At 53.7% G+C, this 21,487-nt stretch carries 16 protein-coding genes and 1 pseudogene; 7 read left to right on the forward strand and 10 right to left on the reverse strand.

The genetic code is table 11. The annotated features are described in order from the left end of the window. Positions 1 to 39: 39 nt before the first annotated feature. From H6A28_RS13085 to H6A28_RS13105, 5 genes are all read left to right on the forward strand, one after another. Complete coding sequence (locus tag H6A28_RS13085) at positions 40 to 3,249, forward strand: SusC/RagA family TonB-linked outer membrane protein (RefSeq protein ID WP_204480748.1); 3,210 nt, start codon at positions 40 to 42, stop codon at positions 3,247 to 3,249. 23 nt (positions 3,250 to 3,272) lie between these two features. Then, a complete protein-coding gene (locus H6A28_RS13090; RefSeq protein WP_204480750.1) occupies positions 3,273 to 5,261 on the forward strand; it encodes a RagB/SusD family nutrient uptake outer membrane protein in 1,989 nt (662 codons plus the stop codon). Between the two features lie 83 nt (positions 5,262 to 5,344). Next, entirely contained in the window at positions 5,345 to 6,802 is a 1,458-nt protein-coding gene (locus H6A28_RS13095) for a sulfatase family protein (RefSeq protein WP_204480752.1), read from the forward strand. 2 nt (positions 6,803 to 6,804) lie between these two features. Continuing rightward, the gene (locus H6A28_RS13100) at positions 6,805 to 8,208 is read left to right on the forward strand and encodes an alpha-L-fucosidase (protein ID WP_204480753.1); all 1,404 of its coding nucleotides are present in this window, start codon (positions 6,805 to 6,807) and stop codon (positions 8,206 to 8,208) included. Between the two features lie 16 nt (positions 8,209 to 8,224). Continuing rightward, positions 8,225 to 9,766 (forward strand): sulfatase, encoded by a 1,542-nt coding sequence (locus H6A28_RS13105; protein WP_204480755.1) that lies wholly within the window; start codon positions 8,225 to 8,227, stop codon positions 9,764 to 9,766. A gap of 166 nt (positions 9,767 to 9,932) precedes the next feature. Here H6A28_RS13105 and H6A28_RS13110 read toward each other — a convergent pair whose 3' ends face one another. The 4 genes from H6A28_RS13110 to H6A28_RS13125 form a co-directional block, all read right to left on the reverse strand. After that, on the reverse strand, positions 9,933 to 10,736 hold the full coding sequence (locus H6A28_RS13110) for a TrmH family RNA methyltransferase (protein ID WP_204480757.1): 804 nt from the start codon (positions 10,734 to 10,736) through the stop codon (positions 9,933 to 9,935). 88 nt (positions 10,737 to 10,824) lie between these two features. Next, positions 10,825 to 11,397, reverse strand: a complete 573-nt coding sequence (locus tag H6A28_RS13115; protein ID WP_204480759.1) for a flavodoxin — start codon at positions 11,395 to 11,397, stop codon at positions 10,825 to 10,827. 135 nt (positions 11,398 to 11,532) lie between these two features. Next, positions 11,533 to 12,360, reverse strand: coding sequence for a helix-turn-helix domain-containing protein (locus tag H6A28_RS13120; protein WP_204480761.1), 828 nt, complete (start codon positions 12,358 to 12,360; stop codon positions 11,533 to 11,535). Between the two features lie 101 nt (positions 12,361 to 12,461). Beyond that, positions 12,462 to 13,070, reverse strand: a complete 609-nt coding sequence (locus tag H6A28_RS13125) for a hypothetical protein (protein WP_204480763.1) — start codon at positions 13,068 to 13,070, stop codon at positions 12,462 to 12,464. A 153-nt stretch (positions 13,071 to 13,223) separates the two neighbouring features. Here H6A28_RS13125 and H6A28_RS13130 point away from each other — a divergent pair, with 153 nt between their 5' ends. Then, positions 13,224 to 13,862, forward strand: coding sequence for a DUF1847 domain-containing protein (locus tag H6A28_RS13130; RefSeq protein WP_204480765.1), 639 nt, complete (start codon positions 13,224 to 13,226; stop codon positions 13,860 to 13,862). A gap of 247 nt (positions 13,863 to 14,109) precedes the next feature. Here H6A28_RS13130 and H6A28_RS13135 read toward each other — a convergent pair whose 3' ends face one another. The 5 genes from H6A28_RS13135 to H6A28_RS13155 form a co-directional block, all read right to left on the reverse strand. Then, positions 14,110 to 15,657 (reverse strand): ATP-binding protein, encoded by a 1,548-nt coding sequence (locus H6A28_RS13135; protein WP_204480766.1) that lies wholly within the window; start codon positions 15,655 to 15,657, stop codon positions 14,110 to 14,112. A 127-nt stretch (positions 15,658 to 15,784) separates the two neighbouring features. Then, a complete protein-coding gene (locus H6A28_RS13140; RefSeq protein WP_204480768.1) occupies positions 15,785 to 16,345 on the reverse strand; it encodes a flavin reductase family protein in 561 nt (186 codons plus the stop codon). A 26-nt stretch (positions 16,346 to 16,371) separates the two neighbouring features. Further along, positions 16,372 to 17,418 carry an alcohol dehydrogenase gene (locus H6A28_RS13145; RefSeq protein WP_204480770.1) on the reverse strand — a complete coding sequence of 349 codons (1,047 nt, stop codon included), beginning with the start codon at positions 17,416 to 17,418 and terminating at the stop codon, positions 16,372 to 16,374. A gap of 11 nt (positions 17,419 to 17,429) precedes the next feature. Further along, the gene (locus H6A28_RS13150; RefSeq protein ID WP_204480772.1) at positions 17,430 to 17,732 is read right to left on the reverse strand and encodes a TIGR04076 family protein; all 303 of its coding nucleotides are present in this window, start codon (positions 17,730 to 17,732) and stop codon (positions 17,430 to 17,432) included. Positions 17,733 to 17,745: 13 nt separating this feature from the next. After that, complete coding sequence (locus tag H6A28_RS13155; protein WP_204480773.1) at positions 17,746 to 18,153, reverse strand: DUF1810 domain-containing protein; 408 nt, start codon at positions 18,151 to 18,153, stop codon at positions 17,746 to 17,748. A 591-nt stretch (positions 18,154 to 18,744) separates the two neighbouring features. Between H6A28_RS13155 and H6A28_RS13160 the strand changes: the two genes are divergently transcribed. Further along, positions 18,745 to 20,679, forward strand: a complete 1,935-nt coding sequence (locus H6A28_RS13160) for an AAA family ATPase (RefSeq protein ID WP_239465370.1) — start codon at positions 18,745 to 18,747, stop codon at positions 20,677 to 20,679. Positions 20,680 to 20,837: 158 nt separating this feature from the next. On the opposite strand, the pseudogene H6A28_RS13165 reads toward H6A28_RS13160, so the two are convergent. Then, positions 20,838 to 21,271: pseudogene (locus tag H6A28_RS13165) on the reverse strand (lipocalin family protein); the annotation flags it as partial. Between the last annotated feature and the right edge of the window lie 216 nt (positions 21,272 to 21,487).

A 21,487-nucleotide genomic window follows, 5' to 3' on the forward strand; every position in this document is an offset into this window, starting at 1 on the left:
TAACCATCTAATTAATAACTTAATCTAAAAAGGAACCTTATGAAGACACAATTCATCACTCTGCTCATCGCAGTGCTGGCAGGTTTGCTACCGCTACACGCGCAACAGATGAGCATCTCCGGAATTGTCACAGACAAGAAGCTGAATGAACCCATCATCGGGGCGTCAGTAGTAATTAAAGGTACGACCAACGGCGGTATCACCGACCTGGACGGAAACTTCCAGCTCAACAACGTGGCTGCCGGAAGTACGCTGGTCGTATCGTACATCGGTTATCAGACATTGGAAATCCCGGTACAGAAAGGCAAGACCTCTTATCAGGTAGCCCTGTCGGAAGACACCCAGACACTCGACGAAGTGGTAGTGGTAGGGTTCGGTACACAGAAGAAGGTGAACCTGACCGGTGCCGTAGCTACTGTCGATACCAAAGCACTGGAATCACGTCCGGTATCACAGGTGGGACAGGCCTTGCAGGGAACCGTACCGGGCCTGAACTTGTCGGCAGCCGATTTGGGCGGCCAGCTCGGACAGTCCATGAAAGTCAACATCCGCGGTACAGGTACCATCGGTACAGGCTCCAAAGGAGAACCGCTGATCTTGATTGACGGAATGGAAGGCGACATGAACACCCTGAACCCGGAAGACATTGAAAGCATCTCCGTGTTGAAGGATGCAGCCTCTTCTTCCATCTACGGTTCACGTGCGGCATTCGGTGTCATCCTGATTACCACCAAAAAAGGAAAGGCCGGAAAAATGACCATCAATTATAACAACAGTTTTCGTTACTCCGGTCCGACCAACCTGCCGAACCAGCTCGACTCCTACCGCTTTGCCAACTACTTCAACGAGGCTTCGGTGAACCAGGGAGAGAAAATCATTTTCGATGATGAAACCATCGGCCGTATTCAGGACTACATGGCGGGAAAAATCACCACAACCACCATCCCGAACGGAACCAACTGGCATTTCCATGAAAAGGCCAACGACAACGTGAACTGGTACAAGACTCACTTCGCCTGGGCATGGAGCAACGAACACAACCTCAGCATGAGCGGAGGAACCGAAAAGCTGCAATATTATGTATCCGGAAGTTACCTGAACCAGAACGGTAACCTGCGTTACGGAAACGATAACATGAAGCGTTACAACTTGAGCGCGAAAATCAACACAAAAATTAATAAATATATTGATTTCAACCTGAGTACCAAGTTCATCCGCTACGACCTCGACAACCCGATTTACCTGGAAGAAGGTGGCTTGTTGTATCACGACATCGCCCGCATGTGGCCGATGATGCCGTTCAAGGACCCCAACGGACACTACATGCGCAACGGCAAACTGGCACAGCTGACCGACGGCGGACGTTCGAAGACCCACAACGATGATATTTACCTGCAGGGCCAACTGGTACTCCATCCGCTCAAGAACTGGAATATCTACGCAGAGGCCGGCATGCGCGTCATCAACCAAAACAAGCAGGTGAACCTGAACAAGATTTATGAATATGACATCAACAACAATCCGGTAGAACTGGCATTCAGCGGAAGTTATGCACCGGGAGCAACCTTTGCCCGCATGAACTACCTGAACAGCAACTTCTATACCACTTCTTTCTATACGGATTATACCCTCGAAAAAAACGACCACTACCTGAAGGTGATGCTGGGTATGAATACGGAAGAATACATCGTGCGTTCTCTTTCCGCACAGCGCAGCGACGTCATCACCAGCCTGATTCCGGAAATCGGCGCAGCCGTAGGTGAAGACAAAATCAACAACGACGACAACAACCCTACTCAGTATAAGAACTGGGCTACTGCCGGTTTCTTCGGACGTATCAACTACTCTTACAAAGAACGTTACCTGTTTGAAGCCAACCTCCGCTACGACGGTTCTTCACGCTTCCTCCGCGACCAGCGCTGGAACCTCTTCCCGTCATTCTCTTTCGGATGGAACATGGCACACGAATCGTTCTTCGCACCGCTGACCAAGGTCATCAACACCTTCAAGCCGCGCGTATCCTGGGGTATGCTGGGTAACCAGAACACCGATGCCTTCTATCCGTTCTACCTGACACAAAATGTAGTGGCCAACGGAGGAAGCTGGCTGATGGGCGGTGTACGTCCTACCACTTCCGGCGTGCCGGGACTGGTCAGCAGTACCCTCACCTGGGAAAAGATTTACAATACGAACATCGGTTTCGACTTCGGACTGCTCAATAACCGCCTGACCGGTTCATTCGAATACTTCATCCGCCGTACCAAAGGTATGGTAGGCCCTCCGGCTGAAATCGGTGCCGCTCTGGGTACTTCCCTCCCGAACACCAACAACGCCGAACTGGAAAACAAGGGATGGGACTTGAACATCTCCTGGAGAGACCGCATCGGACAGGTGAACTACGACTTGGGCTTCAACCTTTCCGACAACCGGGCTACAGTGAAGAAATACCCGAATGCATCCAAAGCCATCTTCCAGTCCGACGGTTCCACTTACGCTTACTATGACGGAAAGACCATCGGTGAAATCTGGGGATATGAAACTCAGGGCATCGCACAGAGCGACCAACAGATGCAGGAATGGCTGGCTTCGAACGACCAGAGCAAGTTGGGTTCACAATGGGGTGCAGGCGATATCATGTACAAAGACTTGAATGGCGACAAAGTGGTGGACGACGGTTCCAAGACTGTAGACGATCACGGCGACCTGAGAGTCATCGGTAACAGCGAACCACGTTTCAATTTCGGTCTTCACCTTGGTGCCGACTGGAAAGGCATCGATATCCAGATGTTCTTCCAAGGCGTATTGAAACGTGACCTCTGGCTCAGCGGTCCGATGTTCTGGGGAGTTGACGGAGGCGAATGGCAGTCTGTCGGTTTCGAAGAGCACCTCGATTACTGGCGTCCGGAAAACACCACTTCCATCTTCGGCCCGAACACAAACGCTTACTACCCGAAAGCTTACATCGGCGACAAGGGAAACAAGAACAAGCTGACGCAGACCGGTTACCTTCAGAACGGTGCCTACATGCGTATGAAGAACCTGCAGGTGGGATACACTCTCCCCAAAGCATGGACCAACAAGGCACACATTGAAAAAGTACGCGTATATTTCAGTGCCGAAAACTTGTTTACCATCAGTGGCATTGCCGATATGTTCGACCCGGAAGCCATTGCCGCCAACGGCTGGTCTAACGGTAAAACATATCCGCTTTCACAGACCTTCTCATTCGGTATCAACGTGACACTTTAACCCTTTAACTATTCGAATAAACCATGAAAAAGAATATATTATTCGCCATCGGAATGACGGCACTGGCCTGCTCCTGCAACGATTTTCTGGACAGAGAGCCACTGGATGCAGTGCCCGTAGAAAAATACCTGCTCAGCGAAAACGACCTGGCAGCCTATACAGCCAACTTGTATGAGACTCTTCCTTCACATCAGCCGGGAGTTTACAGCATCGGTGTGTTTGCCACCGACAACAACAGTGATAACCAGGCGGCATCCAATCCGGAGAAACTGTTTGTAAACGGTGAAAACCGTGTGCCACAGTCGGGAGGTGCCTGGGAGTTCGGCGGCATCCGCTCAACCAACTACTTCATCAACCGGGTACGTCCGCTGCTGGAAGCCGGCGAACTGGGAGGCAATGAAGCCAACAACAAGCATTATTTGGGAGAAGCTTATTTCTTCCGGGCCTTCTATTATGCCAACAAACTGGACTCACTGGGCGACTTCCCCATCATCAAAACCACTGTAGCCGATAATTACGAGGCGGTGAAACAGGCCAGCCAGCGCCGTCCACGCAACGAAGTGGCCCGTTTCATCATCGAAAATCTGGATTCAGCCTATTATTTCATGGCAAGTACCCCTCCGACCAGCAACCGCCTGACCAAGGATTGTGCTGCCCTGCTGAAAAGCCGTGTAGCCCTGTTTGAAGGTACATGGGAAAAATACCACAAAGGAACGGCACGTGTACCAGGAGGACCGGGATGGCCGGGTGCACAAAAGGATTACTTGAAGGACTTCACCATCGACATCGATGCTGAAAGCCGTTATTTCCTGGAAGAAGCCAAGAAAGCCGCACAGATTGTGGCCGACAACCATCCTTTGTACAATGACTATCCTGCCCTCTTCAACAGCAACTCACTGAGCGGCATGCCGGAAGTGCTGCTTTGGAGAGCCTACGATGCCAAACTGACTCCGGCGGTCAACCACTTTGTGGTGGGCTACCTGCAACGCAACGGAGGTGGAAACAGCGGTTATACCCGCAGTATGATCAATACCTACCTGATGAAAAACGGACTTCCGATTTATGCAGACGGAGCCAACTACAAAGGCGACCGCACTTATCAGGACGTAGCCGACGGACGCGACCCGCGTCTGACTTACAACACGATGATGCCGGGCGACATGCTGACTGAAAAAGCGGCTATGACCGAGGCCATCATCGACGGCGCAGGCTATTACTACCGTGCCCCGATTACGGAAATGGCAGAAAACCGCAGCACGACAGGATATTCGGTCAAGAAAGGACTGACCACCGACCCGTCGCAAGGTCCTACCCTGCCGGCTACCACAGCTTGTGTCATCTTCCGTGCTGCAGAAGCTTACCTCAACTACATGGAAGCCGACTATGAACTGAACCATTCACTCGATGCCAAAAGTAAAGAATACTGGAAAGCCATCCGCGAACGTGCCGGAATGGATACGGACTTTGAAAAGACCATCCGAAACACCAAACTGGATCAGGAAATCGACTTGGCACGCTACTCTGGCAACAATCTGGTAGATGAAACTCTCTACAACATCCGCCGCGAACGCCGCATCGAACTGGCTGCCGAAGGATTCCGTCTGCGTGACCTCCGCCGCTGGTGTGCACTCGACAAGATGCAGAACTACCGAGTGGAAGGTTTCAACCTGTGGGAAGAGAATTACAAACGTTATACGACTCCGGATACGGGCATCAACGGAAAGAGCTTCGACAAGGCACTGACGGTCATCGAACTGAAAGAAGCTGGCACTGACGGAGCCAACGTATCGGCCAAGAGCGATGGCAACTATCTGTTGCCGTATCGGATTATCTCGACCAACATCGCCTACAACGGCTACAACTGGAACCCGAACCGTTATCTTTATCCGATTGCCTTCGACCATTTCCGTCTGACCACCGACGTGGAAGGCTCCGGCGATTATGCTTCTTCTCCTATCTACCAGAATCCGGGATGGAAGATTGAGACCAATAGCCTGCCGGAAGGTGAATAATCTTTTCGGCGTATGAATAATGAAAGGAGAAGATTCTTGGAAACAGGAAACTTCTCCTTTTTATCACTATCTTTAGACCGATTATGAAACTGACACACCTACTCTACACATCCGCCGCACTGGCCGCACTTCCAGCAGCTGCGTCCGCACAAGGAAACCCTTCGCAGCCCAACCTGGTCTTCATCATGGCCGACCAGTTCAGGGGCGATGCGCTGGGCTGCCTGCAACAGGAACCGGTGCAGACTCCTCATCTGGACCAGCTGGCAAGCGAAGGTATCCTCTTCACGGAGGCCGTGAGCAGCTATCCGGTATCCTCGCCCGCCCGGGCCATGCTTATGACGGGCATGTATCCCATGGCCAACGGGGTAACGGGCAACTGCAACTCGCTGAACACGCCCTACGGGGTGGAGCTTTCCACCGAGGCGGTCTGCTGGAGCGACGTACTGAAACAGGCGGGTTATGCCACGGCCTACATCGGCAAATGGCACCTCGACGCGCCGCATCCTCCCTACGTGGATACCTACAACAACCGGGGGGCAGTGGCCTGGAACGAATGGTGTCCGCCCGAACGCCGCCACGGCTTCGACCGCTGGATAGCCTACGGCACCTACGACAACCACCTGCATCCGATGTACTGGGATACCTTGGCGGGAAGAGACGAGTTCCACTACGTGAACCAGTGGGGACCGGTCTACGAGGCCGACCGTGCCATCGAGTTCATCCGCACGGAAAGCGTGCAGTCCGACCGCCCCTTTGCCCTGGTGGTTTCCATGAATCCCCCGCACACAGGCTACGAGCTGGTACCCGATAAATACAAACGGCTGTACGACTCGCTCGACGTGGAAGCACTGGCCCGGCAGAAACCGTATATTCCGGAGAAAGGAACTCCCGAAGGCGACTATTTCCGGGCAAATATCCGCAACTACTACGCCTGCATCACCGGAGTGGACGAACAGGTGGGACGCATCGTACAGGCCCTGAAAGACTGCAAACTGTTTGAGAATACCCTCCTCGTTTTCACGTCCGACCACGGCGTCTGCATGGGCGGACACGGAGTGGAAGGCAAGAACGTGTTCTACGAGGAAGCGATGCGCATCCCGATGATATGCTGCTGGAAAGGCAGACTCCATCCGCAACGGAGCGACCTGCCCGTGGCCTTTGCCGACTTGTATCCTACCCTGCTCTCGCTGATGGGAAAGAAGGCGGAGATTCCGTCCACCGTGCAGACACACGACTGGAGCCGGTATTTCCTGCAGGAACAGATTCAGACACCCGAAGACGCTTTCCAGCCTTATTACTATTGTGTGCCTTCCGACCCCACATCCGGACGACGCGGCATCCGTACCGCCCGCTACACCTACGTGGTGGATGTGCAGAAAGGGAAAGTGACGCAGACCTGGCTGTACGACCGGACCACCGACCCCGGCCAGCTGCACAACGTGGCGGAAAGCCAGCCGACGCTCTGCGATTCGTTGCACCAGACCCTTATCCAATGGCTTGGAAAGACCCATGACCCGTTTGTAAAATACTTGACACATTGAATATGAAAAAAACACTCTTTACCCTACTGATGCTGCTCGCCACCTGCGGTGCAGCCGTTCACGCCCGGAACACCGAACCCGAAGGACCGAAACCGGCTCCCCGCCAGATGAAATGGCACGAGGCCGAACTGGGCGTGGTATTCCACTACGACCTGCACGTGTTCGACGGACAGGTGTACGGACAAGACAACAACCGTATCAACCCGATTGAAGACTACAACATCTTCCATCCCGACCACCTCGACACCGACCAGTGGATTCAGTCGGCCAAGGCGGCCGGCGCCAAGTTTGCCATCCTGACCGCCACCCACGAGACGGGCTTCGGACTGTGGCAGAGCGACGTGAACCCCTACTGCCTGAAGGCCGTGAAATGGCGCGACGGAAAGGGCGACATCGTGCGCGACTTCGTGAACTCCTGCCGCAAATACGGCCTGCAGCCGGGCATCTACATCGGCATCCGCTGGAACTCCCTGCTGGGCATCCACAACTTCAAGGCGGAGGGCGAAGGCGAGTTTGCCCGCAACCGTCAGGCATGGTACAAGCGACTGTGTGAAAAGATGGTGAAGGAACTCTGCACCCGCTACGGCGACCTCTTCATGATTTGGTTCGACGGGGGTGCCGACGACCCGAAAGGCTTGGGTCCCGACGTGGAACCCATCGTGAACGAATACCAGCCCGACTGTCTGTTCTATCATAACGTGAACCGGGCCGACCTGCGCTGGGGTGGTTCGGAAAGCGGTACCGTGGGCTATCCCTGCTGGTCGAGCTTCCCCTACCCGTACAGCCACAGCAACGCTACCGACGGCGTGACTGACCACAACAAGTTGCTGGCCCACGGTGACCCCAACGGCAAATATTGGGTGCCAGCCATGGCCGACACGCCCCTGCGCGGCTACAACGGACGCCACGAATGGTTCTGGGAACCGGGCGATGACGACAAGGCAGTCTATCCGCTGGAAAACCTGATGGAGATGTACGAGAAATCGGTGGGCCGCAACGCCACGCTGATGGTGGGACTCACTCCCAACCCCGACGGTCTGATTCCGGAGGGCGACGTACGCCGTCTGAAGGAATGGGGCGCGGAAATCAACCGCCGTTTCGGCCAGCCGCTGGCAGCCACTTCGGCCACTGGAAAGAAGCGGTTGTCGCTCTCGCTCGACAAGGCGCAACCCGTGAACTACTACCAGATTCAGGAAGACCTGAACGGCGGCGAACGCATCCGGGCCTACCGGGTGGAAGCAAAGGTGAACGGCAAGTGGACCACCGTGGCCAAAGGCTCTTCCGTGGGACACAAGCGCATCGAATCCTTCCCTGCCGTCGAAGCCCAATCCTTCCGGCTGGTGGTGGAGGAATGTACCGCAGAACCTCTCATCCGAAACTTTAGCATTTATCATGTAAACAATTAATTTATAGCAATATATTATGAACAAAAATCTACTCGCACTCTTGGGACTGGCTCCCATTCTTTCCCCGTTGAATACCATGGCCAACGACCGTCCCGACCCGCGTCCGAATATCATCTTCTTCCTGGTGGACGACATGGGATGGCAGGACACTTCCCTGCCTTTCTGGACACAGAAGACGATGTACAACGAGCGTTACGAAACTCCCAACATGGAACGTCTGGCCCGCCAGGGAATGATGTTCACTCAGGCCTACGCCTCCAGCATCAGCTCGCCCACACGCTGCAGCCTGATGACCGGAGCCAACGCCGCCCGTCACCGGGTGACCAACTGGACCTTGCAGAAGGACAAGACCACTGACGCCCAAAGTGACGTGCTGCAACTGCCCGACTGGAACTACAACGGCATCGCGCAGGTGGAGGGCACGAACCACACCTTCGTGGCCAAGTCGTTCGTGCAGTTCCTTAAAGACAGCGGCTACCACACCATCCACTGCGGAAAGGCGCACTGGGGGGCCATTGACACCCCGGGAGAGAATCCCTGTCACTTCGGCTTCGAGACGAACATCGCCGGACATGCAGCAGGGGGACTGGCCACGTACCTGAGCGAGCTGAGCTACGGACACGACGACAAGGGAAACCCTACCTCGCTCATGTCGGTGCCAGGACTGGAGCACTACTGGAAGACGGGCACGTTCATTACGGAGGCCCTGACGCAGGAAGCCCTGAAGGCCCTCGACAAGGCCAAGGCCTACAACCAGCCGTTCTACCTCTACATGTCGCACTATGCCATCCACATCCCGATTGACAAGGACGTGCGCTTCTTCGACAAGTACAAGAAGAGGGGCATGTCGGACAAAGAGGCAGCTTATGCGTCCCTCATCGAAGGCATGGACAAGAGCCTGGGCGACATCATGGACTGGCTGGAGAAGAACGGTGAGGCGGATAACACCATCATCCTGTTCTGCGGTGACAACGGCGGATATGCCACCGGCAAGGAATGGAGAGACGAACCGCTCTACACGCAGAATGCGCCCCTCACCTGCGGGAAAGGCTCGGCCTACGAGGGCGGTATCCGCGAACCGATGATTGTGAGCTGGCCGGGTGTGACGAAACCCAACACCCGCTGCGACAAGTACGTCATCATTGAGGACTACTATCCCACCATCCTCGAGATGGCCGGTATCACCGACTGGAAAGTGCCGCAGACCGTGGACGGCGTGAGCTTCGTGCCTCTGCTCAAGCAGACCGGCGACCCCTCGGAAGGCAGAAGCCTCTACTGGAACTGTCCGAACCTGTGGGGCGAACAAGGCCCGGGCATCGGCGCCACCTGCACCGTCCGTCAAGGAAAATGGAAACTGATTTATTTCTACGAAACGGGAAAGAAGGAACTCTATGACATCCCGGCGGACATCAGTGAACAGCACAACCTGGCCCAGCAGTATCCGGAGGTAGTGAAAGCCCTCTCGGCCAACCTCGGGGAGTTCCTCCGCAGCTCGGGAGCCCAGCGTCCGTCGTTCAAGAAGACCGGAAAACCCTGCCCTTGGCCGGACGAAATCTGACCTTGAAAAAACGCCTTTGCGTTTCAGTGAAAACGCAAGTGCATTTCATACAAAACGTCCTTGCGTTTGAATCAAAACACAAGGACGTTTTAGTCTAAACGCTTTGACGTTTCCCCGAACGTCAAGGCGTTTTTTATGTACTGAAAATAATTGTCAGTTTGAAGATTTATTCCCGGCTCCGCAACTCCCAAAAAGCCACGGCCGAGGCCGCCGCCACATTCAGCGAATCCACCCCGTGCGCCATGGGAATACGCACCACGTAGTCGGCTCCTTCGATAGCTGCTTCCGGCAGTCCGTCGCCCTCGGTACCCATCACCAGGGCCAGGCGCGGTTCCTCCTTCAACGGCGGATAGTCCAACGGCACGGAACGGTCGGTCAGCGCCATGGCAGCCGTGCGGAAACCCAGTGCCTTCAACCGCTCCAGCGGACGGTCGACCCACGTCCAGGGTACTAAAAACACCGAACCCATCGACACCCGCACCGCCCGGCGGTTCAGCGGGTCGCACGAATCGGGGGTGAGCAGCACGGCATCGATGCCCAGTGCGGCTGCCGAACGGAATATGGCTCCGATGTTGGTGGTATCGACCACCCCGTGGATGACCACCACCCTGCGGGCCCCGCGGCAGACCTCCTCCACCGGGTGAAAAGCCGGACGCCGCATGGCACACAGCACGCCCCGCGTCAGCGTATAGCCCGTGAGCCGGGCCAGCAAGTTCCGGTCGCCCGTATAGACAGGCAGGTCGGCCATCCGCCGCACGAGGTCCTCCGCATCGCCCGTGAGGTGCTTCCGCTCGCAAAGCAGCGACACAGGTTCATATCCGGCCTCCAGGGCCACCCGGATGACTTTCGGACTCTCGGCAATAAAGATACCCCGCTGCGGGTCAAGACGGTTGCGCAGCTGGGCTTCGGTCAGGGTGCTGAACACGTCCACTCCGGGATGCGTCAGCGAGGTGATTTCGATAACGGGCATAACACAGTCTGTTTTCAATGTGCGGCAAAGTTACGACATCTGCCGCACATTCCGCGAATCTCCCCGCCGGAAAATCACGTGTCGCCTGTCAGCGGAGGCAGCCGAGTTTCTCCACCCACGAGCGGATGTCACTCTCGCTGGCCCGGTTGAGCAAACGCCCTTCCGTCCATTGCAGTGACGGATACGCCGCCTTGAGGGCCTTCACGCTCGAAGCGATACCGCTGCCGCCCGAAGTGGCAAAAGGCACGAGCGTCTTACCCTTCAGGTCATGGCTCTCGATAAAGGTATTGATGATTCTCGGTGCCACGCCCCACCAGATGGGATAACCGATGAACACCACGTCGTAGGCCGCCATATCCGCTTTTTTCGTCTTCAAGGCCGGACGCGCCTTCTCGTCGTTCATCTCTACCGAACTCCGCGACTGCTTATTGTGCCAGTCGAGGTCGGCTGCCGTGTAAGCCTGTTGGGGAGTCACGGCAAACAATTCCCCACCCGTCACGCGGGCCAGTTTCGCTGCTGCCTCGGCAGTAGTGCCTGTGGCCGAAAAATACGCCACCAGGATTTTCGCATCATGTGTCATAGGCTGAGTCTTTTGTTTCTGGGCACAGGCCGTCAGGTTCACGCCGCAAAGTAAGGCCAGTGCCATCAAAATCTGTTTCATAGTTCTTCCTCGTTTCATTGGTGATAGGGCAAAGATAGTCCGTTTCTTTCTCATCCCCACAACCCGTTTCACTGCGGAAACTACCCCGTTTACGGTTTCCGACTCAGAATTCCACCTGCTTCTGCTGCACTGCGTTCAACGCTCGACCCGCATCTCCGTAGGTGACACTCCATACCTTTCCTTGTAAATCTTGGAAAAATGCGACAAATTCTTGAAACCCACCTTCCAACATACCTCCGACACCTTCTGCCGCGAAGTGCGCAACAGCTCACAAGCCGCCTCCAGTCTGCGCTGGGTAATCCACCGCTGAGGAGTGAGTTCACTGTATTTCTGGAAATCACGCTTGAACGTAGACAGACTGCGGCCCGTATAACTGGCCATCTCCTCCAGTGAAAGGTCGTTCATGTAATTCTGCTCCATGAAATCCATGAGATCAATCTTCCAGGGGGCTGTAAAATCGAAGAGCGACGCATACAGATTCTTGTCCGTGTTCAGCAATACGTACAGCCCCTCCACCATCTTGCGGCGAAGCTGTTCCTCCGAAGGCTTCACCTCCGCCTCGAATAAACGCAAGACCGACTCGAAAAGGCTCCGGATGTCGGGACGATTGGCCGGTAGCAAATACAGGCTGTCGCGGTTACGTTCCGCATGCACAGGCAATGCCCCACTATCCAGTGTCTGGTAGAACTCGCGCAGGAAATTCCGCGAGAACTCCCATACCACCGCACGGTAAGGTTTCCCCGCTTGCACCCGTTCCTGTAACCTCATCCGGTAGTCGCGGCGCATAAACGCACATTCCCCTTCGTGGAGCACCGTCCTTCGTCCTTCCTGTTCAATCTCCAGTTTGCCCGAGCAGAGATAAATCAACGTATGCTCGCAGTTGTGATGCGCACACGGACAATCGTCGGTGAAATAACTCTCCCTCAACATATTTGAAAAATCAAGTGCCTTCAATTCTTCCATAGTCTACTTCCTCTTATTATTTCTTACAAAAATAGACGGGAGAGGAAATTCCCCTTTTACTCTCCCGTCCAATGAAACGATCTGAAATGTGAAAACACAGTTCAGAACGCACGGGCCTCCTGCAACGGAGTCTCCCCTTCTTCTCGTTCACGGGGGCCCGGTCCCGGCCGATCGCCCTTCGGCATCGGCGGCAGGATCTGCGGTTTCCGTGTCTGCCAGATTTCATACTGTTCGTCAGTGAGAATCTTGCGGATTTTCTTCTCCCGCTTTTCCTGCTCTTTTTGGATTTCTTCGCCACGGGCTTTCATCCGCTCCTCCGGCGTCATGTCGTCCATATCTCCTCCCATACCAGGGAATCCTCCACCTTGCGGAGGCATACCTCCTCCCATGGGCAGGCGTCCTCCTCCCATAGGCGGTCTCCCTCCCATGGGAGACTCACCGTTCATTCCCTCGGGATGACGCTCCATCAGGGCTTCCACTTTTTCCTTCTCTTCCTTCAGAAAGAGCTTGTAAATCTTCTTGTACTGCTTCTCCGTGAGGTCCAGCATCTTGTCCATCTCGTCGGTCCGACGTTGCGCCGCCTTTTCCGGATTGGGCACTTCTTTCTTCTGCACCTTCTCCTGCGGGTCGTCAAAGCGGTTCATGGCATTGGCCCCCATCGGGGCACACAGCAAAGCCAGTCCACAAGCCATCCACATCAATTTCTTCATCTTACACACAATTTAAATGAAAACTAATCGGAAGCGAATGTAGACATCTGTTCCCATTTCTGAAAATAGAATCCACCAAATGCGGTTTTCTATCTACCAATTGGAAAGAAATCTCGTATATTTGTCCCCAGTTTAACCAATCACACTCGTCGCATGGAAAAAGAAACGACACCTACCTGTGTGGACTGCGGCACACAGAACTGCAAATTCAAAGACCGCACTTATCCTGATTTCTGCCTGACCACCCACCTGAAGGAGGAAGACCGCCAATGGGCACTGGAGCGTTACGAAGAGGGCCGCAACCACGACATCATGGTTGCCAGTGCGGAAGTGGAATACGAAGGCTACTGCCAGTGGACCCGCGTACAGGAAATCATGGAGTTCGCCCGGAAAATCGGTGCACACCGCATCGGCATTGCCAACTGCATCGGGCTCATCCGCGAGGCACGTATCTTCGCCCGCATCCTCCGCGCCAACGGTTTCGAGGCGTATTCCGTCATCTGCAAGGTAGCCGGACAACCCAAGACATCAGTGGGCATCCCCGCCCAGTGTGAGAGTATCGGGGCCGCCATGTGCAATCCGATTCTGCAAGCCCGCCTGCTGAACAAGGCACACACCGACCTGAACGTGGTCATCGGTCTCTGCGTAGGACACGACAGCCTGTTCTACAAATACTCGGAAGCGTATGTCACTACCCTCGTCACCAAGGACCGTGTGACGGGCAACAATCCGGCAGCGGCACTCTATACCGCCGAATCGTATTACAAGAAGAAGTTCTTTGGAGGGAAATAAATGAGTCTAGAGGATGAAGTCCCTTGCGTGCCTTCAGGCGCTGTATACATTCCTTATCTTCCAAGACCCTCATACAAAAATCAGAGAACGGATCCACTATCTCATCCACACAGGCCTTTACTGAAAACCCATTGTTTCTACTAAATAAATTGGATGAATCATAGATTTCACAAAACAATAAGGCCTGACCCCATTGAATGGAATCAGGCCTTATTCATCCTATATTTTCAAAATTGAAACGTAATTTTCACGCCACAATCCACCGCTCAATGCTCCGGGTCTCGTCACTGAAGTTCACTCCGACCTTAATCACCTTACGACCGTCCGCTGCAAAGGCGGAAGCATAACCTTTCTCCTCAATCTGTTGCAGAGCCTCCTCGGCGGTTCCGTTCAGTTTGAACTCTATCACGTAGATGTAATCGGCAGTCTTCAGCACCAGGTCCACCCGGCCGCGTGATGTGTGATATTCCACCTCGGTATGGAAACCCATCAATTTGAACACGATGTAGAGGATATTCTGGTAATGCACTTCCCGGTCGCGGGCCAGCTCGTAGGGCGTATCGTCGAAGAACGTCTGTAGCCGGCTCAGGAAACCGTCCACATCCCCCTTGCGCACCTCGCCCACAAAGCACTGAATCTCGTAGGGCGACTTGCTGGTGCTCACTGACGCATAGTTGGGCAGCAGGAAGCGGAAGAAGCCCTGCTCCACCTCCCGGTTCGGGAAACCCAGCGTATAGTTTTCAAACTCCGCATTGTAGTCCTTGATGGTGAGGTACCCACTCTGGTAGATGACCGGCACCGGGTCGGTAGAGGCCGCATCGATGGAGTCCAGCACCGGACCGCTGGTCACGATGTGTTCGATTTCATCCACCCGGTAATGGTGAAGCTTCATCAGTTCCACCAGGTAGGTCGGCGTACCCGTCTCGAACCAATAGCTCCCAATCTGCTTCTTGGCAAAGGTATTCAGCAGACTGAAGGGATTGTACATCCCCACCGATTTATAACAGAAATGATAGCCGTCGTAGTTTTCCTGCAACAAAGCGCAGGCCTTTGCGTAATCCACACCCAGATTGTCCGCCAGCGCGTGAATGTCCTCCTCAAAATACGCATGAAGTTCCGCATCGCTGATACCGCAAAGTTCCGCATAACGGTTATCCATAGAAATGTCCATAAGGTTGTTCAAGTCGCTGAACACGCTCACCTTGCTGAACTTCGTCACGCCCGTCAGCATCGCAAAATAAATGGAACCGTCACACGACTTGAGCGCCCCGTAAAACGCCTTGAGCGTGTTGCGGAATTTGGTCTGCAAATCCGGGTTCGTGATGGCCTGAAGCATCGGCTTGTCGTACTCGTCAATCAGAATCACGACCTTCTGTCCGGTTTTCTTCGCTGCCCGGCGGATTACTCCCTCAAAACGGGTCGCCACGGAATACTCATCCGGATTATAGCCATATTCCGCCTCCCACTGTTTCAGGGTCAGTTCCAGCTTGTTTTCCAGACTTGCCTCCGTATCATATTTTTCCGTATTCAAATCCATGTGCAGTACGGGATGCACCGTCCAGTCATTCTCCAAACTTTCCATGGCAAGTCCTTTGAAAAGTTCCTTCTTTCCCTGAAAGTAAGCCTCCAATGTGGAAATCATCAAGCTCTTCCCAAACCGACGAGGACGGCTCAGGAAATAATACTTTCCTGTCTGTACCAGATTATATAAAAGAGAGGTCTTGTCTACATAAATATATCCCCTGCTGCGGAGATCTTCGAAATTCTGTATGCCTACCGGATAAAGTCTGTTCATGGCCATTTCGTTTTTATACCTACACAAAGGTAAGGTTTATCTGCCGCAATTCCTAATCTGGCAGAATGAAAAAACCGCCACGCATCCTGCTGAAGACACGTGGCGGCTTCTTTTTACTTCACTGATTCTACTTCAATGCTTTCCCGTCGGAGAAGGCATTGCCCACTTTCTCACCGATGGCCAGATACTGGTGATGAATCGGGTCAAAAGTAATCGGTTTCAGACGGGCAGGATCAATCTTTCCATTCTCGTCCAGAATCTCTTCTGCGGCCGACACATTGACAATACGGCCTACCAGGTGGTTGCTCTCCTTGTCGTACGAAACCAGTTCACATTCCAAGGTCATCGGCAACTCCTCGATAATCGGGGCATTCACGAACTCCGACTTCACGGCATGGAAGCCCGCCTTGGCAAACTTGTCCAGCTCTCTCTTTCCGGAAACAAGACCTACATAGTCGCAAGCCACTACCTGACCGACTGTCGCCATGCTCACGGTGAAAGCCTTCGTAGCCAGGATATTCTGGGTCGTCTTATGGCCCTCAGACAGGCAGATGCCCACCATGTTATCCGTATAAACTCCACCCCACGCGGCATTCATGGCGTTGGGCTTTCCATTCTCGTCGTACGCAGCCACGATAAAGACGGGCATCGGGTACAAGCATGTGTTTACTCCAAAATTCTTTCGCATAGTCTGTATATTTTTATGTGGTACAATCATTTGTCATTGCGAGGGGTTACCGCCACCTTAATCACCCCATCCAGACGATTCTCGAAGATGCGGTAAGCCTCTTCTATCTCGTTGAGGGGGAAGCGGTGCGTGATGAGCGGCGTGGTGTCAATCTTACCTTCCGCAATCAGCCGGAGGATTTCGGCACAGTCACAGCCGTCTACCCCTCCCGTCTTGAAGGTGAGATTCTTGCCGTACATGTCGGGCAAGGGAAGCACCTGCGGACGGTCGTACAAGGCGACGACGGTCACGATGGCATTCGGACGGGCACATTCCCAAGCCAGACGGAAGGTGTCATCGGCTCCGGCCACCTCGATGACCACGTCGGCTCCACCGTGCGCACTGTGGGCTTTCACGAATGCCTGACACTGCTCCGGGGTAGTAACCAGTACCTCGGGATAATGCGTCTGCACGAAACGGATGCGCTCTTCCGATTTTTCACACACGATGAGGCGGCGCGGATGCTTCAAGCGGGCACAGAGCAGCGTGCAGATTCCCGTAGGTCCGGCCCCAATCAGCAGCACCGTATCGTCGGGCGTGATTTCCGAGATACGTGCAGCCCAGAAGCCGGTGGCCAAAATGTCACCCACGAAAAGCGCCTGCTCGTCCGTCACCCCATCGGGAATACGGTTCAGTCCCTGGTCGGCATGCGGCACCCGCACGTATTCCGTCTGACCGCCGTCGATACGGCAACCCAATGCCCAACCCCCGTCGAGGTCCTCGCAGTTGTTCACATACCCGTGGCGGCAGAAAAAACACTCTCCACAGAAAGTCTCCACGTTGACCGTCACCCGGTCGCCCGGCTTTACGGTCGTGACTTCCGCTCCCACCTGCTCCACGATGCCCACCATTTCATGGCCCACCGTGATGCCCGGTACGGCCCGCGGCACACTGCCGTGCTTGATGTGCAAATCGCTGGTGCAGATACTTCCCAAGGTGACGCGCACCAAGGCATCCTTCGGGTCTTTCAGCACAGGCATCGGCTTCTCCAACAAGGCAAACTGCCCCTGCTTCATATAGGTATAAGCTAACATATTCTTCGGTATTAATCGATTACTTCTATCAGGAAACTTACCGGACGGAAACCGTCGTTGCACGAAATCATGGCCGACCGCTCGTTCTTCATCCAGCCGTCGTAGAAATTACTTCCCCCATGCGCCAGTGCCATCACGAAAGGCGACATGCTCTGCCACGCACTCTCACACAGTCCCTCGGGCTTCTCCCAGCCGTGGGCGATGAACACCTGCCCTTCTTCCATATCACAGGGATGTTCAAGGGGATTCTCATACAGCGCCATCAAGTCGCGGTAGCACGCCTTGCGCATCACGGTTATTCGGATATCTTTCATGGCTTCCTCCTTCTTATTTAGTAGAAAAATAGGCTTTCAACACCTCGGCAAACACATCGTCCGGGGAGACCTTGTCGAACAGCTGCATCGAGCTGCGCAGTTTCAACACGTCCACCTCCGAACCCATCAGTTGCCGTACCGTACGATGTCCGCGATGCGCCAACAAAGCACGAGTGATTTCCCGCAGACGAGTTCCTAACACCGGATGTGCCAGATAGGCCCGTGCCTCTTCCTCGCCATCCAATCCATAGAATTGGGAGTTGTAACTATAGCCCAGCCCCTTCTCCTGAGGGAAGATATACCAAATCCAATGGCTCTGCTTGCCGCCCTTGCGGATTTCCTTCAATGCTACGGGATACATGTCTTCCTGGGCATCCAAAAATCGTTGCAGATTATAATTTGTGTCACCCATATTCTTCATTTTTATCTACACTCAAAATTAGGGATAATCTTCCAATTCTACAAACGCATTACCTGCATTCTTTTTTCTTTGTTTTGTGGATGTTTTCTTTTTTCAGACAGAAAAACAAAAGAACATATTTTTTGTGTGCACCCCACTCCGTCGTTCTTTAATTTTTTGTTCTTATGTTCTTCTGTCTTTTAAGTATAGACATAAGCACAAAAGAACAGATTCTCAGTGAATAGTTGAAAATTAAAAGTGTCCTTAGTTGCTTATTCCCAAAAGAATATCTATCTTTGCCTCCGAACCTCCGTCTAAAGGAGATTTATCGCACTTTGATTTGATATACAACAAATGATCGTTAAAGAAGTCACACTAAGTTTTCGTTACGTTCCGCTGAGGTCCTGACCGGATTTTTCTCAGCTTAGGAATCGAATGAACGATTGCTTCCGACAAGGAGGCCGGGATTGTTGTGCTCTTTGACGTACCAGCCGCGTACCTCTCTTTCAATGGGGAAACGAGAGGGACTCTACCTACTCCCGCAGACCGTTCGTGCCTGCAGGTTTCAACTCTCTTCATTTATTTTTTCACTTTAAAATCCATTTGTTGTATATGAAAAATCTTATGTTACGTGTTTCCCGCACTTTTTCTGAAGAACTTTATGCTCCCGAATATGCTCAGAACCACCTCGCTGTGGAACTCTCTCATCCCGATGGCTTTACCGATACACAGGAACTTTCCATCCGCGTATATTCCGATGAATACCGCTTCTTAGGTTGCGACGCCCGCGAACTGCCGAGAAAAAATCTCCGCAAAGTCCGCTTCGACATCTGTTCTGATGAGGTATGGGGTGTCGGCCTCTACCGCATCTATGTCTACCGTAACGGGCACCCGATGGGATGGGCCCTCGTGGAACTCTATGCCGGCTACGAACGCTGGGACAAGACCGAGGTGGAGGATTTCCAGAGACGACCCGAAGAAAAATACTTTGCCGAAAAATTCTGCTTCCTGCCCTTGTTCGACCGACTGCTGCGGGAGGGAAGCGACGGCAACTATATCCGGCAGTTCATCGAGCTGTTCCACGCCCTCGACAGCCGTCAGCTTCCCGTGCCCCATTTGCTCGTGACAGGCGACCAGGCCCGTACCTGTGCCATCCGTCTGTTAGCTTTCCATTTCTGTGAGAAGAAGGCATCGCTCTGCTATCATTTTTCTTTGCGGGAACTGCTGAACAGCTCCCTGTCATGGAAACAGTTGCAGCAGAAAATCAGTCAGAAGAAGGTGGTGTTAGTGGAAGTGCCCTACCTGACCTACTCCGACCAGGATACCCTTCTGGTCGACCTGTTAGGACAGTGGCTGGAGCAGAACGCCTCGTCTGGCCCCCGCTTCATCTTCTACGGACTGTTAGCGGCCACCTGCCAGCTGCGGACCTACAGTGAGGGGATAGAACGGCTCTTTACCGAGCAGAATACGATTTATACTCCCGACCGCCCTGCCGATGCCGACCCGGATGAAGAAACTCCGGCCGGCTTGCTTGCCCTACCGTTTGACGAGGAAGACATGCTGCTGAAAACCGACATTCTCACGCCGGAAGGAACCGATACCCTCAAGTTGGAAGATTCTGACGACCAGCCAACGCAAGCATCCACCGAAGAGGTTCTCGATGCCGAACAGGCCTTGCAGGAGATGGTGGGACTGACGCGACTGAAAGAGGATCTGGAGGAAGCCCGGATGCTGGCCCGCTTCACCAAGAAACGGCAGGAACTGGGACTCGACACCTCGCACGAGAACCGACACCACATGCTGTTCCTCGGCAATCCCGGAACGGGAAAGACCACGGTGGCCAAGCTCATCGGACAGATGTACCATCGGATGGGACTGCTTTCCGTGGGACATACCGTGGAGACCTGCCGCACGAACCTCGTGGGCGAATTCATCGGAGAGACGGAAAAGAAGACCAGAGAGGCCATCCAGGAAGCACGGGGCGGCGTACTCTTCATCGACGAGGCCTACACCTTAGTGACCACCCGGGAGGAAACAAAGGACTTTGGCAAGGAGGTTATCCATGCACTGCTTCCCGTACTCTCGGAACCCAATCCCGACCTGATTGTCATCCTGGCCGGCTACGAGGACAAGATGCAGTTGCTGATGCGCACCAACCCGGGCTTGCAGGACCGCTTCCCACTCCAATTCCACTTTGACGACTACACGGCGGACGAGCTGCGGGAGATGGCGCACCGCTACCTGGAGAAACAGAATTTCCAGCTGACGCTTGCCGCAGGCGAGGCCCTGTACCGCCTCATCGTGGAAGCTACCACCCACCGCGACGAACATTTCGGCAACGGGCGCTGGGTACACAACCTGATAGAGCAAGGCCTCATCAAGAGCATGGCCCGGCGCATCATGTCACTGCCTACCCTGCCCGACGACACCCTCCTGTTCCGTACCATCGAGGTGGAAGACGTACAGGCTGCCAGCCGTCACCTCTTCGGCAACCGGGTGCTGAAACTGGAACCGCAGCCCACACGCCGCATCGGCTTCCGGGCCTGAGACACTAACCACAAAAGGGTGCCTCAACACAGCACCATGAAAGCAACCATCTTATTGATTGGAACCCACAAAAAAAACTCCTGCTTTCGTCCTATTCATCAAGACAAAGCAGGAGATTTTTTATATTACAAGCGCTTTCCGCCATCAATATCCTTCCATTAATTGAACACCAGCCTATCTGTGTCGTATCCGCGTTTCCGCAGTTCGTCGAGGAGTTTCTGAAGCACATCGTCAGGCAGTTTCTCTTCCCGGCTCATGATCCAGAGATACTTGTCACTGCTGCTACCAATCAACACATAGCGGTAATCCGGGTCAATGTCGAGCACATAGTAATCAGCATAGAACCACAGGAAGAACGATACCTTCAGTTTGCCGGGGTCGTTCGGGTCAGGCTGTTTCGCCTTGCCCTTGATTTCCTTGTACTTCCCGTCCTTGTATCCCGCGTTCAGTACCTCGATACGCCCTTCGGGAGCAAAGTGTAAGTGGCTGTCACCCGGCTCATCCCCTTTTCAAAACGATGGTCATAACGGGCTATTTCGTACCATTTACCCATGAAGCGGGCCACATCAAATTGTTTCACCGTCTGGTTGTCTATTTGGGTGGAATTTCCGCCCTGGCAACTGCCCAATCCCAACAGGGCACACAAAAGAATCAAGATTTGTTTCATCACGCAATCTATTTTAACGTGAGTTCGATATAAGGAATAAAATTATTCGTTTGATAATTAGGAACATAGCGATAAAAGCATTAAATTTATAGTGTCAAGTTATAACATTTAAGCGATTACCACTATGTTCTCAGAGGATAA

Origin of the sequence: Bacteroides mediterraneensis (assembly GCF_016900355.1) — a bacterium.
Classification (GTDB): domain Bacteria; phylum Bacteroidota; class Bacteroidia; order Bacteroidales; family Bacteroidaceae; genus Phocaeicola.

Coding starts and splice junctions, on each gene's coding strand:
- H6A28_RS13145 (WP_204480770.1), bottom strand. CDS start 17,418: ATGTTAGCTTATACCTATATGAAGCAGGGGCAGTTTGCCTTGTTGGAG.
- H6A28_RS13100 (WP_204480753.1), top strand. CDS start 6,805: ATGAAAAAAACACTCTTTACCCTACTGATGCTGCTCGCCACCTGCGGT.
- H6A28_RS13090 (WP_204480750.1), top strand. CDS start 3,273: ATGAAAAAGAATATATTATTCGCCATCGGAATGACGGCACTGGCCTGC.
- H6A28_RS13135 (WP_204480766.1), bottom strand. CDS start 15,657: ATGAACAGACTTTATCCGGTAGGCATACAGAATTTCGAAGATCTCCGC.
- H6A28_RS13110 (WP_204480757.1), bottom strand. CDS start 10,736: ATGCCCGTTATCGAAATCACCTCGCTGACGCATCCCGGAGTGGACGTG.
- H6A28_RS13085 (WP_204480748.1), top strand. CDS start 40: ATGAAGACACAATTCATCACTCTGCTCATCGCAGTGCTGGCAGGTTTG.
- H6A28_RS13150 (WP_204480772.1), bottom strand. CDS start 17,732: ATGAAAGATATCCGAATAACCGTGATGCGCAAGGCGTGCTACCGCGAC.
- H6A28_RS13095 (WP_204480752.1), top strand. CDS start 5,345: ATGAAACTGACACACCTACTCTACACATCCGCCGCACTGGCCGCACTT.
- H6A28_RS13130 (WP_204480765.1), top strand. CDS start 13,224: ATGGAAAAAGAAACGACACCTACCTGTGTGGACTGCGGCACACAGAAC.
- H6A28_RS13125 (WP_204480763.1), bottom strand. CDS start 13,070: ATGAAGAAATTGATGTGGATGGCTTGTGGACTGGCTTTGCTGTGTGCC.
- H6A28_RS13105 (WP_204480755.1), top strand. CDS start 8,225: ATGAACAAAAATCTACTCGCACTCTTGGGACTGGCTCCCATTCTTTCC.
- H6A28_RS13140 (WP_204480768.1), bottom strand. CDS start 16,345: ATGCGAAAGAATTTTGGAGTAAACACATGCTTGTACCCGATGCCCGTC.
- H6A28_RS13120 (WP_204480761.1), bottom strand. CDS start 12,360: ATGGAAGAATTGAAGGCACTTGATTTTTCAAATATGTTGAGGGAGAGT.
- H6A28_RS13160 (WP_239465370.1), top strand. CDS start 18,745: ATGAAAAATCTTATGTTACGTGTTTCCCGCACTTTTTCTGAAGAACTT.
- H6A28_RS13115 (WP_204480759.1), bottom strand. CDS start 11,397: ATGAAACAGATTTTGATGGCACTGGCCTTACTTTGCGGCGTGAACCTG.
- H6A28_RS13155 (WP_204480773.1), bottom strand. CDS start 18,153: ATGAAGAATATGGGTGACACAAATTATAATCTGCAACGATTTTTGGAT.